The following is a 17,008-nucleotide window of genomic DNA, read 5'->3' as shown; positions in this document are numbered from 1 at the left end:
ACTCTCTGCCGATGCGGATCATCCCTTGAACGGCTCGGGCGTTACGGTCGCGCCCGGCCGGACTTTCTGCAGTCCCTCGACGATCACGCTTTCGCCTTGCTCAAGGCCCTTGTTGACGGTCCAGTCCGCGCCGTCGCGGATACCCAGTTCCAGCAGGCGGCGCTGGACCACGTTGTCTGGACCGACGACCATGACATACTGCCCCTCCTGATCCTGACCCACGGCGCGCTGGGGAACGACGACGCGATCCAGCGCCTCGACCGTCTGGCCATGCAGGATGACGTTCTCGCCCGGCAGGAGCTCACCATTGGGGTTGGCGAATTCGGCCCGCGCCGCGATCGACCCGCGTGAGGCTGCCGCCTGGAAATCCCAACTGACGAACTTGCCGGTTTCGGGATATTTGTCGCCCCCTGGAAGGATCAGGTCGATCTGCAGGTCCGGGATGTCCTGTCCCTGATCCTCCATTCGCTCGCGGCGGCGCTGGAAGTCGTTATAGACCTGCTGGCTGATGAAGCCGACGGCATAGATCGGGTCCAGCCGCACGATTTCGGCCATAGGATCGGGCTGGGTGGGGTCGGCGGGCTGGACGAAATCGCCGACCGCACGCGCTGCGGCGCTGATGCGGCCGTCGAATGGCGCGTGGATCTGCGTATCGTCGAGGTTTTTCTGCGCCCGGTCGATCGCGACCTGCGCGGATGCGACCTTGGCCTGCGCGGCCGCGTATTTCGCCTGGGCAAGATCAAGCTCCTGCTGCGCGCTGGTCCCGCGAGAGACAAGGGTGCGCGAGCGCTCGAACTCGATCTTCATTTCGCTTTGTTCGGCTTCGGTCAGTTGCAGCGCGGCCTTGGCCTCGGCCAGCGCGAATTTGTATTCGCGGTCGTCGATGCGGAACAGCAGGTCGCCCTTTTTCACGATGTCGCCGGGGGTCACGTTCCGTTCGACGATCTGTCCTCCGACAAGCGGTCGGACCGAGGCCGTCGCCTGCGCCTCGATAATGGCGGGATGCGAGAATTCGGGACGGATGCTGCGTCTTTCGGCAGGGACCACCTGAACCTTGACGGGTGCCGCGGCCTCTTGTGCCTGGGCCGGGGCAGGGGCGCCCTGCACCCAGACCGCAAGTGCGGCAACCAACAACGGGACGTGAACCAACTGCATTCGGAACCTCCAAAATTCGTCAGGCGCTTGAATGTTCACGCCCCAGGAAAAGGCCGTGTCGTCAGAATGTCGATTAATTGACCAAAGATTGATGCACCCCACGGATGCCGTCAACCGCACCGGTTTGCATATCTTCGCCAAATTGCTGAATTGGGGCCGCTTTCCAAATGGCGTGGGAAAATGGCCACGCCGTCTGCGGGCGGGTCAGGAGTCAGCCGGCGGGCAGGGTTGCGACCGAATCCGCTGCCATCACATCGGCATTCGACATGGGCCGGGGTGTTTCCGCAAGATAGCGCCAGACCTCGGATATCACCACCGAACCCTCGCCCACGGCCGAGGCCACGCGCTTGACCGAACCTGCGCGAATGTCGCCCACCGCGAAAATTCCGGGCTGCGACGTCTCGAACGAAGCGCTGCGGCCGGCGGCGGCACCGGTCAGAATGAAGCCTGCCTCGTCCAGTTCGATCAGCCCCGACAACCAGGCGCAGTTCGGCGCGGCACCCGCCATGATGAAGACGGCGCAGGCGTCGATCTGAGCACCGGCCCCGACAGAGGTCACGGTCCCGACCCGCTGCAGGGCCTCATCCCCCTCAAGCGCGGAAATCGAGGTGTCGAAATGGATGGTGATCCGGGGATCGGCGGCCAGCCTGCTCGACAGGTATTCCGACATCGACGCCGCCAGCGATCCGCCCCGCACCAGCAGGTGGACATGGCGGGCGCTGCGCGACAGGAACATCGCGGCCTGGCCCGCCGAATTTCCGCCGCCGACCACGATTGCCTGCGCGTCCCGGCACTGGCGCGCCTCAAGTTCTGTCGCGGCATGATAGACACCCCGGCCCAGGAAGCGGTCGACACCGGGAATCGCCAGCTGGCGATACTGGACCCCGGTCGCGACGACCAGCGCACGGGCGCAGATCTGGTTGCGGCAGTCCAGGGTCACGCAGAACAGCCCGTCCTGTCGCCGCTCCAGCCGGATTACCCGGCGCGGCATGGCGAAACTGGTGCCGAATTTCAGCGCCTGCACCTCGCCGCGCCACACCAGGTCCGCGCCCGAAATGCCGGTCGGAAAGCCCATGTAGTTCTCGATCCGGCTGGAGGTCCCGGCCTGTCCGCCCACCGCCAGATCCTCGATCACCAGCGCCCGCAGTCCCTCGGCCCCGGCATAGACGCCGGCGGCGACGCCTGCGGGCCCACCGCCGACGATGATGACATCGAAGATTTCGCCCGGTTCGGCATGCAGGTCCAGCCCAAGTCGCTGCGCGACCTTCAGGGGCGTTGGCGCGTCGATGACAGTGCCCTGTCCGAAGATCACGGCAGGTTGGCCCGGCTGGATCCCGCATTCCTCGGCGACGGCGCGCGCGCCGGGACAGACCAGATCGAACGAGCGCACGGGAATACGGTTCCGGCCTGCGAATTCCTCGATCTGCCGGATGGTGCCGTCCTGATCCGCGCCGATCAGCGTCAGGCCCGTGGCCCTTTGTTCAAGATGCAGGCGGCGGCGGGCTGCATAGACGGTGATGACGATGTCTGACAGTTCCGGCACCTGCGACATCAGGCGCAGCATCGCATCGCGGCCGACGGCGATGGCGCGCGTGTCCTGCACGGCGCGGATAGGCAGGGCATAGACACCCTTGCTGAGAAAGGCGATCTCACCGGTAAATTGCGTGGGACCGATGGTCGCAGCCATGATGCGCTGACGGGAATAGGGGTGGAGCACCTCGACCTCGCCTTCCTCGACATAGAAGAAGGTGTCCATCGGGCTGCCGATCTCGGCGATCAGTTCGCCCGCGGCAAAGCGGACCTCGCGCCCGATCCGGCGCAGTGCCTCGACATGGCTGGCATGCAGCGGGGTGCGCTGCATCTGCCTGAGATCGTGGCCGATCGCTTCCATCGCCGTCGTCTCCTTCGGGTCAGAGGAACTCGTCATCCTCGAAGCAATAAGACCAGCCTTCCCCGATCTCCATCGAGCCGATGACGGGGTGGTCGGTGCTGTTCCAATGCGCCCGCGCGTGGCGGTTGGGCGAACTGTCGCAGCAACCGATATGACCGCAGGTCAGGCAGATGCGCAGATGGACCCAGCGCGATCCCATCGCCACGCATTCGGGGCAGACCGCGCCCGACTTCGCATGGTCAGGGGGGATCTCCAGCCTGATCTGATCGCGATGCGTGCAAGCCATGGTCAGCCTTTCGCCGATGATCCGATGCCATGCCAGACTGCGCCAAGCATCCGCAAAATCAAGAGGTTTTGCACGCTGTCCCAGCGCCGGATGCGTGTTTTCCCGATGTCGCGGGGTTGCTCGGCACCGACTGCCGCGCAAGGGGGCAGGCTCAGGCCTGCCCGCCCGAAGGCGACGATGGCGGCGGTTCGGCTTCCGAGGAAGGGGCGGGCTTGCCTTTGACCTTTTCCCGCAGCGACTGGAACATGACGTAAAGCGACGGGATCAGGAAGATCCCGATCAGAGCAGCGGCCAGCATCCCGCCAGCGACGCCTGTCCCGACCGCGCGGCGGCTCAGCATCGCGGCACCCGTCGCGCCGACCAGCGGCAGAAGGCCCGCGATGAAGGCGAAACTGGTCATCAGGATAGCGCGGAAGCGGTCGCGCGCACCGGCCATTGCGGCCTCGTGGACAGGCATCCCCGCTTCGCGCCGGGCCTTGGCAAATTCGACGATCAGGATCGCGTTCTTGGCCGACAGCGCGATCAGCACGATCAGCCCGATCTGGGCATAGATGCCAAAGTCCAGCCCCGCAAGCTTCAGCGCCCCAAGCGCCCCGGCAACGCCGACGACGACCGACAGCAACACCGGAACGGGAATCGTCCAGCTTTCGTAAAGCGCGACAAGGAACAGATAGGCGAAAAGCAGCGCCAGCGCGAGAATGGTGGTGGTCTGGCCCGCCGCCTCTTTCTCCTGCAGGGCGGTGCCGGTCCATTCATAGCTGTAGCCCTCGGGCAGGGCAGTGGCGCTGATTTCCTCCATCGCCTGCAACGCCGTGCCCGACGCGACGCCCACCGCGGGCGAGCCATTCAGCGTGGCCGAACGATAGTTGTTGTAGCGCACGATGGATTGCGGCCCGATCGTATAGCTGACCCTGGCGACGGCGCTGACGGGGACCATCTCGCCGGTCGCGCTGCGGACATGCAGTCGATTGATGTCGCCGACCGAGGCGCGGTCTGCCTCGGCCGCCTGCACGTTCACCTGCCAGGTTCGTCCGAACAGATTGAAGTCATTCACATAGATCTGGCCCAGCGTCCCCTGCATGGTGGTGAACAGGTCGCTGACCGACACGCTGAGTGTCTGCAGCCTTTCGCGGTCCAGCTCAAGATAAAGCTGCGGCGACCCGGCCGAGAAGGTGGTAAAGGTCGGTCCCAGCCGCGCGTCCTGGTTGGCCGCGACCATCAGCCCGCCGGCGACGGCTGACAGATCGGCGGGCGCGCGTCCCTGCAGGTCGAGAAGCTGGTATTCAAAGCCCGACCCCGTGCCCAGCCCGATGATCGGCGGCAGGTTAAAGGCAAAGACCTGTGCGGCGCGAATGCCCTGGCCCTTTTCCAGCGCGGTCGAGATCGCGGTGAACACGCTGCTGCCCGCGTCGGGGCGTTCGTCAAAGGGCTTCATAGCGACGATGGCAAAGCCGCTGTTCGATCGCGCCAGCCCGTCAAGGAAGCTGTAGCCCGTCACGCTCATGACGCCGCGCACGCCGTCAATCCCGCCCAGCATGGTCTCGACCTCGGTCATTGCAGCGTTGGTGCGGTTGACGGACGAGCCTTCGGGCAGGCGCACCTCGACGAAGAAGGCGCCCTGGTCCTCGGTCGGCAGGAAGCCCGAGGGTACGACCCGGAACAGGCCCAGAACCGCCGCGAAGCCAAGCCCAAGCAGCAGCAGGCCCAGTACCGCGCGCCGCGCGATCATGCCCGCGCCCCGCACATAGCCGTCGCGGGCATTGTCGATCCGGCGCGAGATCCAGCCCAGCGGTCCCCGTTTCGGGCCGTGATGCGGGCGCAGCAGGATGCCGCACAACGCCGGGCTGAGCGTCAGCGCATTGATCGCCGAGATGACCATCGACACAGATACGGCGACCGCGAATTGCTGGAACAGCTGCCCCGAAAGGCCGGGAATGAAGGCCACGGGAACAAAGACGGACAGCAGCACCAGCGTGATCGCCATGATCGCGCCGGTGATCTCGCTCATGGCGAGCTTCGCGGCCTCGGCCGGGGCCATGCCGGGATTTTCCTCCATCACGCGCTCGACATTCTCGACGACCACAATGGCGTCGTCGACGACGATGCCGATCGCCAGAACCAGCGCCAGCAGCGACACGGTATTGAGTGAGAATCCCAGCGCCAGCATGACCGAGAACGTCCCGATCAATGCGACCGGCACCGCGATCAGCGGGATCAGCGTCGCCCGCACGCTGCCAAGGAACAGGAAGACGACGATGATGACCAGAACGAAGGCTTCGATCAGCGTATGCTCGACCTCGGAGATCGAGGCCTTCACGAATTCGGTCGTGTCGTAGACGATGTCGTATTTCACCCCCGGCGGAAAATTCGCGGACAGGCGCTGCATCGCGGACTGAATCCCTTCGCCCGCCGCCAGCGCATTGCCGCCCGGCAGTTGATAGATCCCGATCATCGCAGTCGGCTTGCCATTATAGCGCGCCGCCGTGTCCGAGGACTTGGCGCTGAGATCGACCTTCGCCACGTCCTTGATCCGCAGGAATGAGCCGTCCGGATTGGCGCGAAGCACCACATTGGCGAATTCGGCGGGGTCGGTCAGACGCCCCTGCGTCGTCAGGTTCAGCTGAAACTGCGGGTCGTCGGTCATCGGTTGCGCGCCGATGCGCCCGATCGCGGCCTGCACGTTCTGGGCCTTCAACGCCGCGACCACGTCGCCCGGCGTGACGCCAAGACTGGTCATGCGGTCCACGTCCAGCACGATCCGCATCGAGTAATCCAGCGCCCCGAACAGCGAGGCATCGCCGACACCCGGCACCCGCTTCAGGATGTCGAGGACGTTGATCGTCGCATAATTCGACAGGAACAGTCCGTCATGCGCCGGATCGTCCGAGGTGACGGCGATGGATTGCAGCAGCGCCGAGGATTGCTTGCGCACGCTGACGCCGGTGGCGCTGACCTCGGCCGGCAATCCCGGCGTCGCCAAGGCCACGCGGTTCTGCACGTTCACCGTGGCGATGTCGGGATCGGTGCCGACGGCAAAGGTCACGGTCAGCTTGTAAGAGCCGTCCGCGCCGCTGGTCGACTTCATGTAAAGCATATCCTCGACGCCGACGACGCGGGACTCGATCGGCTGCGCCACCGTGGTCTCGACCACGTCGGCACCGGCGCCGGGATAGGTGGCCGATACCGTGACCTGCGGCGGCACGATGTCGGGATATTGCGCGACGGGCAGGGCGGTCAGCGCGATCAACCCGGCCAGCGTCAGGATGATCGAGATGACGGCGGCAAGGCGGGGGCGGTCGATGAAGACTTGCGACAGCATGGCCGGTCAGCCGCCCGAAGTCGGGGTCGGTGCGGGGACGGCGGCGGGCGCGGCATCGACGGTTACGCCGGGACGGACCTTGTTGATCCCCTCGGTGATGACAAGGTCGCCTTCGGCAAGCCCGTCGGTCACGACCATTCGGCCCTGATGCGCGGAGCCGGTCTTGATCTGCCGCCGTTCGACCTTCGATTCGGCGTTCACCAGCATGACGAACGGTCCCGACTGGTCGCGCTGAATGGCCTGTTGCGGGACGGTCAGGGTGCTTTCGCCCTCGCGCGCCTCCAGCGTGACGCCGACCAGCGCGCCGTCCAGCAGGATGCCATCGGGATTGTCGAAGTGCGCGCGCAGCAGCACCGTATCCGTGCCCTGCGCGACATTCGCACTGATATAGTCGACGTCCCCGGCAAGCGGATAGACGGTGCCATTGGGCAGGTTCAGCCGTGCCGTCGCCTCTTTGCTCATCTCTCCGCGCGCCAGTCGCTCCTGGTAGGTCAGGACCAGCGCCGTCGCGACCGGAAAGGTCACCTCGATCGGGTCAAGCCGCGTCAGCGTCGTCAGCGCGCCACTGTCGGGGCCGACCAGCGCGCCCACATCCACCGTGGTCAGCCCCACGATTCCCTGGAAGGGGGCCGAGATCTGGGTATAGGACAGTTGCAGCTTCTGCCGCTCAAGCGAGCCTTGCAGTCGCTGAAGCTCACCCTCGGCCTCGCCAAGCTTGGCCTCGGCGACGTCCAGTTCGTTCTGGGCCGCAGTCTTGCGGCGCACCAGTTCGGCCTTGCGGTCGCGTTCAAGCTCGGCCAGCTTGCGCTGCGCCTCGGCCGCCGCGATCTGGCCCTCGATCTCGGTCAGGGCGGCGCGGTAATCGTCATCCTGAATTGTGTAAAGCTGCGCACCCTCGGCGACGCGCGCACCCTCGCGAAAGTCGATTTTCTCGAGAAAGCCCGAGACGCGGGCGCGCACGTCGATTTTCTGCGTCGCCTCGACCCGCCCCGAAAAGCTGGCATTTTCATGCACCTCGGTCATTTCGGCTGGGGCGACGATGACAGCGGGTGCGGTCTGCGCCAAGGCAGAGCAAGGCAGAAGCGCCGTTGCAAGAACACATAGTCCGCGAAACGTCAGCGCCATTACCACCTCCGCCATGTCCGAGGGGATGGTGCCACGGCCCCTGCCATTCCGCAACATCCGTGGGTTGCCTGCGCTTCCGCGCCCTCGCGGACCCCGGCGGGGTGGTTCCCCAAGGTCACAGGCCGGGTTTCGGTCCGCGGCAGGGCCTTCCCTTCACGGGATTTGCTACCTACCGTGAGCGCAGGCTTCCAAGGAAAATGATGATGCAGAAAAGACTTGTCCTGATCGCTGGTTCCCTGCTTCTGGCCGCTTGCGCCGCATCCGACAATTATGCCGAGTTGATCGCTAGATCGACCCCAGCCAGCGCGGCCCTGAAAGCCCAGATCGTCGCGGGGGCAGAGGCGCTGATCTATGATCCTTCCTCGATCCGGGGGGCCGAGATCTCGAACGTGGCGACGCTGCCTGACGGGCTGCAGGGGGTCTGCGTGCGTGCGGACAGCAAAAACGTCGAGGGACGCTATATCGGCCGGCACAGCATCGGCATCCCGATCCGCGACGGCAAGATCGATGGCGGTACGCTGGACCACGCCATCTGCAACCGCGAGGACGTCCACTGGCAGCCGTTCCCGGAACTGGAGAATTTGCCGAAGAAGTAACGAGTCCCGCCCCGACAGGTGCCAGCCCGATGATCGCGCCCCACAGGCACATTCGTCGCCCGATCATCTCGGCAAGGGTGCTTGTCGGGCATAGGCGCTCGGCTGGTTCGGACTTCGCACTGGCCCGCATCCTGGCCTTCATCGCCGGCGCGGCGAATGCCGGCGGGTTCTTCGCGCTGGGGCAGTATACCTCGCATATGACCGGCTACCTGTCGCAGGTGGCCGACAGTCTGATCGGGGGAAGGGTGGTGGTGCTGGGATCGGCGCTGCTGGCGATCAGCTCCTTCGTGGCCGGGGCGGCGCTCAGCAGCCTGCTGATCAACTGGGCGCGCAGCCGCAAGTTCCGAGAGCTTTATGCCATCCCACTGGCGTTGCAGGGATTTCTGCTGGCCTGCTTTTCGACAGGCGGCATCCTTTCGGGTCCGGTCGGGCATCTGTTCGCGCTGGCCTGCCTGTGCTTCATCATGGGCATGCAGAACGCGACCATCACCAAGATTTCCTACGCCCGCGTCCGTACGACCCATGCGACGGGCATGGTCACGGATATCGGCATCGAATGCGGCCGCGCGCTGTGCGGCGCAGTTTTTCCCGGCTCCGGCGTTTCCGCGGACCGCGCCAAGCTGCGAATCCTGCTGACCCTGGTCGGCACATTCGTTCTGGGCGGGATTGTCGGAGCCGCTGGCTATGCCGCGCTGGGGTTCCTTTTCTCGCTTCCGCTGGCGGCGGTGCTGCTGGGCCTGTCGGTCCCGTCGCTGCTGCGGGCCTAGATCGCAGCCAACGAAGCGGGGGCCTGCGGGACGCGCAGCCGCATGTCAGGGGATCGACCAGCCGGCCGATCCAAGCGATGCTTCCATCATGGCGCATTCCGGCAAGACCCCCTCATCCCATTTCTTCTTCTTCGCGGCCCGCCCGCCCGAGGACGTTGCCGAACAGATGGCGGATGCGTGGCAGACCCTGGGCACGGGTGAAAAGCTGCGCCGCGACAAGCTGCACATGACCATTCTGCTGGTCGCGGATGTCAGCGTCGTTCCCGAAGGGCTGGTCGATCAGCTTCTGAATGTCGGGGCGGCTGTCACCTGTCCTGTCTTCGACGTCCAGTTTGATCGTCTTGCGACATGGCGTCACGGGCGGGCGCGCAACAACCCGTTGGTCCTGACCGTGGCCGGCGGACGCAGCGTTGAGGGAGAGGCGCTTGCCGCGGCCCTGCTCTCGGCGCTGCCCGAGGACCTGCGCTGGCCGCGATGGCGGCTGGTTCCCCATGTCACGCTGGCTTATGGCAAGGGCTTTGGCGATGACATCACCCTGCCTCAGCCGATCCACTGGCAGATCGACAGCTTCACGCTGACCGAAAGCCTGCGCGGTGTGGGGCGGCACATTCCGTTGGCCTCATGGAGATTGGACCGCGCGCCGGACGATCCGGCGTCGGGCGGCAAGCAATAGTGCACCGATACGGCCCAGGCGGCGCTTCTCATTTCCGGCTCGGAAGGAATGGCGGTCCGGGACCATCGGAACTCGTTGACCGCAGGACCGGGATGCCACAATGTTGGGCAACCGGATGTAAAGAGATCAAGCTATGTGCCAGGTCTTTGCGGGGCAGGATCCCGAACGATACGAAACGGTGACGCGGCGGCTGCGGCTGAACGGGCAGTCCACCTCGATCCGGCTTGAGCGCGCCTTCTGGCGAATCCTTGACCGTATCGCCGCGCAGCAGGGTCTTTCGACACCGGGGTTCATTTCCAAGCTTCATGCCGAAGTGCTTGAGTTGCATGGCGAAGTCAGGAACTTTACCTCGCTTCTGCGCTGTGCCTGCACGATCCATCTGGGTGACGAGCACCATCTGGCCGCGACTGCCGCCGAATAGCGTTAATCGCGCCTGTAGTAAGCCGTTACTACCTGACAGCGGATTGCGGCCTTTAGCCTTGGTCCAGACAGGAAGCAAAAGGCGGCGAGCATGGCAAAATATATCCATTCGATGATCCGGGTGCTGGATGAGACGCGATCGGTTGATTTCTATGCCCGCTGTTTTGGCCTTGAAGTCGCCGACCGGCTGGATTTCGACACATTTACGCTGGTTTATCTGTCGAACGGTGAAAGCGAGACCGAGCTGGAGCTGACCGTCAACAAGGGGCGCGACACACCCTATGATCTGGGCGATGGCTATGGCCATGTCGCTTTCTCGGTCGAGGACGTGGACGCATGTCACGCCCGGCTTGAGGCCGGGGGCCTTAATCCGCGCAAGCTGGTCGATTTCGCGCCGGGCGGAACGGTGATTGCGCGGTTCTTCTTCATTGCCGATCCGGATGGCTACCAGATCGAGGTTCTGCAGCGGGGAGGCCGCTACAAATAAGCCGTCGCGGCCTGCCGGAGGAGCGGCCGACCCCGACGGAAAGCGTGGGAGGAGGAAAGGAAACATGTCAGAACTCAGCAAGCAGGGGCTGACCCGGCGGGCGCTGTTGTCGCGCGCCGTTGCAGCTGGCACCTTGGCCGTCATCGGGACCGGCTTTGTCGCCGCTCCGGACGCCGCCTGGGCGGTCGAAGTCACCCATGTCAGCGAACACGAGATGGCGACGCTGCTGCAGATGGCGCGCGACATCTATCCCCATGACAGGGTGGGCGACCGGTTCTATGCGATCGCGGTCAAGGGCTATGACAGTGCCGAACAGAAGGCGGTTGTGGCCGAAGGGATCGCCGCCATCGACAAGGCCGCCAAGGATGCCGGCTTCGAGGACTATCTTTCCGCCGGATGGGAGGCAGAGCGCGTCGCGATCCTGCGCGCTGTCGAGGAATCGAAGTTCTTCCAGACCGTCCGCGGTGGGTTGGTAACCGGGCTATACAACCAGAAGGAGATCTGGCCGATCTTCGGCTATGAAGGCGAGTCCTTCTCGCAAGGCGGCTACATCAATCGTGGCTTCGACGACATCGACTGGCTGTGAAGGGGGGAAATGCATCATGGCACAAGCAGCCAAATTCGATCTGAACGACGACAGCGTGGTGGTCATCGTGGGCACCGGCTCGGGCGGTGGGGTACTCGCCAACGAACTGGCGCAAAAGGGCGTCAAGGTCGTCGCGCTGGAGGCAGGGGGGCGCTATCTTCCCGAAGATTACATCAATGACGAATGGGAAAGTTTCGGCCAGCTTGCCTGGACCGACCCGCGCACCACATCGGGCGACTGGCGCGTGGCAAAGGATTTCGCCGGTTTGCCGGCCTGGATCGTGAAGGCAGTGGGGGGAACCTCGATCCACTGGGCGGGGGCCTCGCTGCGCTTCCAGGAGCATGAGTGGAAGGCGAAAAGCAACTATGGCACGGTCGAGGGGGCCAACCTACTGGATTGGCCGATCGACGGCACCGAAATGCAGCCTTGGTACGACAAGGCCGAGGCGAAGCTGGGCGTGTCGGGCGTTGGCGGTCGCCCGAGATTGCCGGGAAACAGCAATTTCAAGGTGTTTGAAAAAGGTGCCAAGGCGCTTGGATACAAGGAAGTCCATACCGGCAACATGGCCATCAACAGCGTCGAATATGATGACCGGATGTCCTGCCAGCAGACGGGCTTCTGCTTTCAGGGCTGCAAGTGGGGCGCAAAATGGTCGGCCGCCTATACCGACATTCCGCGCGGTGAAGCGACCGGTAATCTTGAAGTCCGCGACAATGCCCATGCCGCCCGCATCCTGCATGACGACAAGGGCAAGGTCACGGGCGTCGAGTATTTCGACAAGGATGGCAACCTGCACATGCAGAAGGCCCGGCTGGTCTGCGTCGCGGGAAACAGCTTCGAAAGCCCCCGGCTGCTGCTGAACTCTCACAGCGCGATGTTCCCGGACGGGTTGGGCAATCGCTCGGGGCAGGTGGGGCGGAACTACATGCGCCACACCACCGGTTCGGTCTATGGGATCTTCGAAAAACCCGTGCATATGTGGCGCGGCACCACCATGGCCGGGATCATCCGCGATGAGGCGCGCCACGATCCCTCGCGCGGGTTTGTCGGCGGCTATGAGTTGGAGACGCTGAGCCTTGGCCTGCCGTTCATGGCCGCTTTCCTTGATCCCGGCTCGTGGGGCCGAGAGTTCACGACCGCGCTGGACAGCTATGAAAACATGGCCGGCATGTGGATCGTGGGCGAGGACATGCCCCAGGCCGACAACCGGGTGACGCTGTCAGAGGTCGAGGACCGTTTTGGGCTGAAGGTGGCGAACGTGAATTTCAGCGATCACCCCAACGACATCGCCATGCGCAACCACGCCTATCAGGTCGGGCAATCGATCTATCGCGAGGTGGGCGCCACGCGAACCATGCCGACGCCGCCCTATCCCTCGACCCACAACCTTGGGACGAACCGCATGTCCGAAAAGCCCGAGGACGGGGTGGTGAACAAGCACGGACAGTCCCACGACGTGTCGAACCTGTTCATCAGTGATGGCAGCCAGTTCACCAGTGGCGCGGCCGAGAACCCGACGCTGACCATCGTTGCCCTTGCCATCCGGCAGGCCGACCACATCGCGACGGAGATGGCCGCCGGGAACGTCTGAGAAAGCGGGCCGCCGACGCCCTGACGGACCCGTCGTCGGCGGCCCAGCCATGAAGGTTTGCGCGTGTCGATCATCCTCGCGCGTAGATCAGTCGATCGGATAGCCGTGCTTGTGCAGGAACCTCCAGATCGCGCGGTTCAGTTCGGACAGGTCGTCGAGGTCCTGATCCAGCCGGGCCATTTCCTCGGCGGTCAGGGGCTGGCGCTGACCGATCCTGATGCGGTCGCGACGGTCAGCGATCCGCATCAGGATGGTGGCGATCGAGCCATCCTCCTGAAAGGACCACAGGCTGTGATTGTAGCGGTTGCGCACCGCCGAGAACCGTCCAAATCGCGCCATCAGGTCCAGCAGGTCATGCCGTTCCGGACCTGAAGCAAGGCGCTGCTTGGCCAGCCTTTCGACCAGTTCGATCCGCGCCCGGGTCGAACTAAGGGATAAAAACACCACGACCGCTGCATCCATCGCCATGCCCGAAAGCCCGGCCATCAGATGGACCAGCAGGCTTTCGGTGTTGCTCCAGGCATAATTCAGGCGCCCGACCCGCAACAGGATCGCGTCCAGCCCGGCCTCTCCGGTCGGGATCAGACCGGAAAGGTCGTCGGGCTGGGGCCCGGGCATGGTCACGGGCGCATCTCGCGAAAGCGCATCGCCGCTTCGGTCCGGTTGCGCGCGCCCAGCCGGATGCTGCCATTGTGCAAGTGCAGCTTGACGGTGTGGATCGACAGGCCCAGATTCTTGGCGATGCTCTTGTTGGAATGACCGTCCGCGACCTGTTGCAAGACATCAAGCTGCCGTTGCGTAAGGCCAGAGACGCCGACGGCCTCGGTTCGCTCCTCGTGGGGAAGCGCCGCGATGACCTCGGGGCAGACATAGCTGCCGCCATGGACGATCAGCTTGACGATGGACAGCCATACATCCAGCCGCACATTCAGCGGCAGAAGATTGACCGAATGTCGTCGCAGGGCCGGATCGGCATGACATGCCAGTGCGAATTCCATGGTGCTGTAGGCGATGCCCAACCTTAGGCCGGGCAGGCTCAGCACCCATGTCCATTCGGCAGGGGTCATGCTGCGCATCAGGGGCTCGTCCAGCAGCAGGACTTCCGGCAAGGCGCCGGTGGTCTGCACGAATTCCTGAAATTTTGGAAACGAGCTGAGGGTTGCCGAGCTTACTCCCCCCAATTCCTGCACTGTCGCAGAAATCAGGCAGCCCGAAAAATTGCAGTGATTGCCGACAAAAACCACCTCGACCACGGGAAGGGAAACTTCGGGGACAAGTGCCGGTAAATCGTTACGACTTGGAATCATCATTACACTCCGTTCTGGTAGCGGTGGCGGCGCCATCCTTGACACGCTCGTGTCAATGATTTTGCCGCTTCTCAGACGGTGGTAGCGTGTCTAGACTCGTGGAAGGTAACATAACGTGGCAGCGCCGCCAGTGAATTGGGCAGGTGCCGGACCAAAAAGCGTCGTCCATCCCCTCAACCGCAGAAACTATAGCCAAACGGGCTAACCCGTTCGCATGGTCCCGCGTCCAATTCGTGCCGAAAGGCTATAGCCACCGGGCATGGCTGAGGCTCCAACGGTTAGAGGCAGGCCTAGCGCCTTCGAGCGGCTAGGAAGCACAAGGCCTCTCGGCGTATTTTCGATGATGTCGGTGCGGGTATTTCGCCGCGTCCGAATCGGGAGTCGCTCGAGGTGGAGGAGCGGCGACTTGATACACTCAGCAAAGCGGGGACGGTTGCGCCGTCAAGACGGTGAGCATGGGCTCAGCGGTCGGACTCGGTTTGCTTTCTCTTCACCTTTAACCCGGACGGGGCGACGTGTCTGCGAATGCATTGACCGTACCCGCCCACCCGTAGGGAGTGAGCACGATGGCTGACAGCCGTAGTACGAACCTGTTCGCCTGGCCCCTCGACAGTCAAAGCCAGGATCAGGATCAGGGCCAGGGGCAAGGTCAGGGACAAGGCCAGGGCCAGGGCCAGGGTCAAGGCCAGCTGAACCTGCAAGCGCAGGGACAGGGGCAAGGCCAGGGGCAAGGTCAGGGACAAGGCCAGGAACAGTCCCAAAGCAACGAAAACACGAATGGAAACGAGAATTCGAACAGCAATGAAAGCAGTTCGGAATCCTATAACGGCGCAGGCAACATTGCGCTGAATGGTGCGGCGAATGGCGCGTTGAACGGTGCGGCGAACGGTGCCCACAACAACGCGGAGAACGGCGCAACGAACGCTGCGGACAACACGTCCAGCAACGATGCCTCGAACAGTGCCGCCAATTCGGCTGCGAATTCGGCCAGCAACAGTTCTGCGAACAGCAATGACAGCAGCAACACCGCGACGAACGAAGCCAACAACTACACGGATGTCGCAACCAACGTGACGACCACGGTGGATGTGTCGCTGGACCTGGACGGCTGGGAGCCGTCGGACAACGACTATGTCGACATCGACAATGCCTATGGCACGATGGGCGATGTGCTGGTCAACCGCGATGGCGAGGTGAATGTCGGCACGCATGACGTGCGGCTGGAAAACATCACGATCGGCGACGGTGTCGGCACCGTCAACAACCAGGTCGGCGAGATCAACGACGAAGACAGCCTGACCGACCCGGACGTCACCAATGCTTCCGAATTCAACCAGAACGGCGATGCCAATGGCGGCGACGCGGATTCGGGCGACGGCATTGATGCCGGCGGCACCGGCGGCGACGGCGGCCATGTGCTTGCGGTCGGCGGCGAAGGCTATGCGGATGCGGCCGGTGGCAGTGCCACTTCGGCTGGCGGCGTGGCCACGGGGGCCGCAGGCGGAGGCGCTGCCGCACTTGGCGGCATCGGCGTCGGCGGCTCGGCACTTGGTGTCGGTCTTGGTGCCGGTCAGGGCGGTGATGCCTCGGGCGGCGATTCCGGGGCGCTTGGTGTCGGTCTTGGCGCGGGCCAAAGCGGCGACGCGACCGGCGGTAGCAGCGCGGCGGGCGCAGGCGCACTGGGCCTGGGCGCAGGCCTTGGCGGTGCCGGTGCGGCAGGTGGCAGCAGCGGTGCGACCGGCGATGCGGGTGACGGCGGCGAAAGCGGCAGTGCCGGCGACGGCGGTGAGACCGGTGACGGCGGAGACGGCGGCGAAGGCGGCGAAGGTGGCTCTGGCGGCGACAGCGGCGATGCTGGCGCGGGCGGCAGCACCGGCAGCGCCGGCGACGGCGGTGACAGCGGCGACGGTGGCGCGGGCGGTCCTGCCCTTGGCGGCATCGGCGTTGGTATTGGCGCGCTGCTTGGCCTTGGCGTCGGCGGCGCCACCGGTGGAACCAGCGGAGACGCAGGTGACAGCGGCGACGCGGGTGACGGCGGCGACAGCGGCGACAGCGGCTATGGCGGTGCCAGCGGCGCTGGTGGCGAAGGCGGCTATGGCGGCTACGGCGGCTATGGCGGCAATAGCGGCACCGGCGGGGCCGGTGGTGACAGCGGCAATGGCGGCGCTGGCGGCGACAGCGGCGACAGCGGCAATGGCGGCGGAGGCGGCGACGGCGGCGATGGCAATGGCCTTGGCGCGGCGCTGGCCGCAGCGGCAAGTGTCGGCGGCGACGCGGCCTCGGGTGCTGCCTCGGGCAGCGGCACGGGCAATGCGACGTCGACCGGCGGTGCCGGTGGCGAAGCGGGCGGCTATGGTGCCGGGTTCGGCGGCGCAGTGGCCGGAGACGGAATGGGTGGCGCGGCCGATGCAACGGGTGGAGACGGCGGCTATGCCGAAGCCACCGGCGGCTGGTCCATGGGCGGTTACGGTGCCAATGCCAGCAGCGGCAATGGCGGCGACATCAGCGACATCACGACCGGTGCAGGCGGTTCGGCCAATGCCGGGATGTGGGGCTCGAACAACGGTGACGACGGCTATGTCACCGGGACCTCGACCGCCTCGGCAGATGGCGTCCTGGACACCACGGCGTTCAACCAGAGCATCGTCATGGGCGCCAATATCCTTGGCAACTCGGTCGATATGACCGTCGTCGGAGGCGATCTGAACTCCAGCGTGGTCGGCGACGACGCCTGAGCGGCCAAGATCTGAAACAATATCCTGCGCGAAGCCCATTCGCGCAGGACGCATGTAGCGAGAACCCCTT

At 64.6% G+C, this 17,008-nt stretch carries 15 protein-coding genes; 8 read left to right on the top strand and 7 right to left on the bottom strand.

Going from position 1 to position 17,008, the window contains the following annotated elements; translation table 11 throughout:
• Window positions 1-18: 18 nt before the first annotated feature.
• The 5 genes from ACO2Q4_RS20775 to ACO2Q4_RS20755 form a co-directional block, all read right to left on the bottom strand.
• Complete coding sequence (locus ACO2Q4_RS20775) at window positions 19-1,155, bottom strand: efflux RND transporter periplasmic adaptor subunit (protein WP_311760388.1); 1,137 nt, start codon at window positions 1,153-1,155, stop codon at window positions 19-21.
• Window positions 1,156-1,366: 211 nt separating this feature from the next.
• The gene (locus ACO2Q4_RS20770) at window positions 1,367-3,046 is read right to left on the bottom strand and encodes an FAD-dependent oxidoreductase (protein WP_423321655.1); all 1,680 of its coding nucleotides are present in this window, start codon (window positions 3,044-3,046) and stop codon (window positions 1,367-1,369) included.
• Window positions 3,047-3,065: 19 nt separating this feature from the next.
• Window positions 3,066-3,332, bottom strand: coding sequence for a UBP-type zinc finger domain-containing protein (locus ACO2Q4_RS20765; protein WP_423321653.1), 267 nt, complete (start codon window positions 3,330-3,332; stop codon window positions 3,066-3,068).
• A 151-nt stretch (window positions 3,333-3,483) separates the two neighbouring features.
• Complete coding sequence (locus ACO2Q4_RS20760) at window positions 3,484-6,651, bottom strand: efflux RND transporter permease subunit (protein WP_423321652.1); 3,168 nt, start codon at window positions 6,649-6,651, stop codon at window positions 3,484-3,486.
• Window positions 6,652-6,657: 6 nt separating this feature from the next.
• The gene (locus tag ACO2Q4_RS20755) at window positions 6,658-7,776 is read right to left on the bottom strand and encodes an efflux RND transporter periplasmic adaptor subunit (protein WP_395133342.1); all 1,119 of its coding nucleotides are present in this window, start codon (window positions 7,774-7,776) and stop codon (window positions 6,658-6,660) included.
• 203 nt (window positions 7,777-7,979) lie between these two features.
• Here ACO2Q4_RS20755 and ACO2Q4_RS20750 point away from each other — a divergent pair, with 203 nt between their 5' ends.
• The 7 genes from ACO2Q4_RS20750 to ACO2Q4_RS20720 all read left to right on the top strand — a co-directional run bounded on the left by ACO2Q4_RS20750 (window position 7,980) and on the right by ACO2Q4_RS20720 (window position 12,896).
• Window positions 7,980-8,372 carry a hypothetical protein gene (locus ACO2Q4_RS20750; RefSeq protein ID WP_423321650.1) on the top strand — a complete coding sequence of 131 codons (393 nt, stop codon included), beginning with the start codon at window positions 7,980-7,982 and terminating at the stop codon, window positions 8,370-8,372.
• 29 nt (window positions 8,373-8,401) lie between these two features.
• Complete coding sequence (locus ACO2Q4_RS20745; RefSeq protein ID WP_423321648.1) at window positions 8,402-9,139, top strand: YoaK family protein; 738 nt, start codon at window positions 8,402-8,404, stop codon at window positions 9,137-9,139.
• Window positions 9,140-9,227: 88 nt separating this feature from the next.
• Window positions 9,228-9,812 (top strand): 2'-5' RNA ligase family protein, encoded by a 585-nt coding sequence (locus tag ACO2Q4_RS20740; protein WP_423321646.1) that lies wholly within the window; start codon window positions 9,228-9,230, stop codon window positions 9,810-9,812.
• Window positions 9,813-9,945: 133 nt separating this feature from the next.
• Window positions 9,946-10,233 carry a ribbon-helix-helix domain-containing protein gene (locus tag ACO2Q4_RS20735; protein WP_311760396.1) on the top strand — a complete coding sequence of 96 codons (288 nt, stop codon included), beginning with the start codon at window positions 9,946-9,948 and terminating at the stop codon, window positions 10,231-10,233.
• A gap of 90 nt (window positions 10,234-10,323) precedes the next feature.
• On the top strand, window positions 10,324-10,719 hold the full coding sequence (locus ACO2Q4_RS20730; protein WP_423321644.1) for a VOC family protein: 396 nt from the start codon (window positions 10,324-10,326) through the stop codon (window positions 10,717-10,719).
• 64 nt (window positions 10,720-10,783) lie between these two features.
• On the top strand, window positions 10,784-11,305 hold the full coding sequence (locus ACO2Q4_RS20725) for a Twin-arginine translocation pathway signal (protein ID WP_423321642.1): 522 nt from the start codon (window positions 10,784-10,786) through the stop codon (window positions 11,303-11,305).
• Between the two features lie 16 nt (window positions 11,306-11,321).
• Window positions 11,322-12,896, top strand: a complete 1,575-nt coding sequence (locus tag ACO2Q4_RS20720) for a GMC family oxidoreductase (protein ID WP_311760399.1) — start codon at window positions 11,322-11,324, stop codon at window positions 12,894-12,896.
• Window positions 12,897-12,983: 87 nt separating this feature from the next.
• On the opposite strand, the gene ACO2Q4_RS20715 is transcribed toward ACO2Q4_RS20720, so the two are convergent.
• Window positions 12,984-13,514: a hypothetical protein gene (locus tag ACO2Q4_RS20715; RefSeq protein ID WP_311760516.1), complete on the bottom strand. Its 531-nt coding sequence runs from the start codon at window positions 13,512-13,514 to the stop codon at window positions 12,984-12,986.
• 2 nt (window positions 13,515-13,516) lie between these two features.
• The gene (locus tag ACO2Q4_RS20710; protein ID WP_423321640.1) at window positions 13,517-14,023 is read right to left on the bottom strand and encodes a response regulator transcription factor; all 507 of its coding nucleotides are present in this window, start codon (window positions 14,021-14,023) and stop codon (window positions 13,517-13,519) included.
• Window positions 14,024-14,769: 746 nt separating this feature from the next.
• Between ACO2Q4_RS20710 and ACO2Q4_RS20705 the strand changes: the two genes are divergently transcribed.
• On the top strand, window positions 14,770-16,938 hold the full coding sequence (locus ACO2Q4_RS20705; protein ID WP_311760401.1) for a hypothetical protein: 2,169 nt from the start codon (window positions 14,770-14,772) through the stop codon (window positions 16,936-16,938).
• Window positions 16,939-17,008: the final 70 nt, after the last annotated feature.

Origin of the sequence: Paracoccus sp. KR1-242 (assembly GCF_049446195.1) — a bacterium.
Taxonomy (GTDB): domain Bacteria; phylum Pseudomonadota; class Alphaproteobacteria; order Rhodobacterales; family Rhodobacteraceae; genus Paracoccus; species Paracoccus broussonetiae.
The sequence above is the reverse complement of the archived record's forward strand: the minus strand, read 5'-3'. Positions and strand labels throughout refer to the sequence as shown.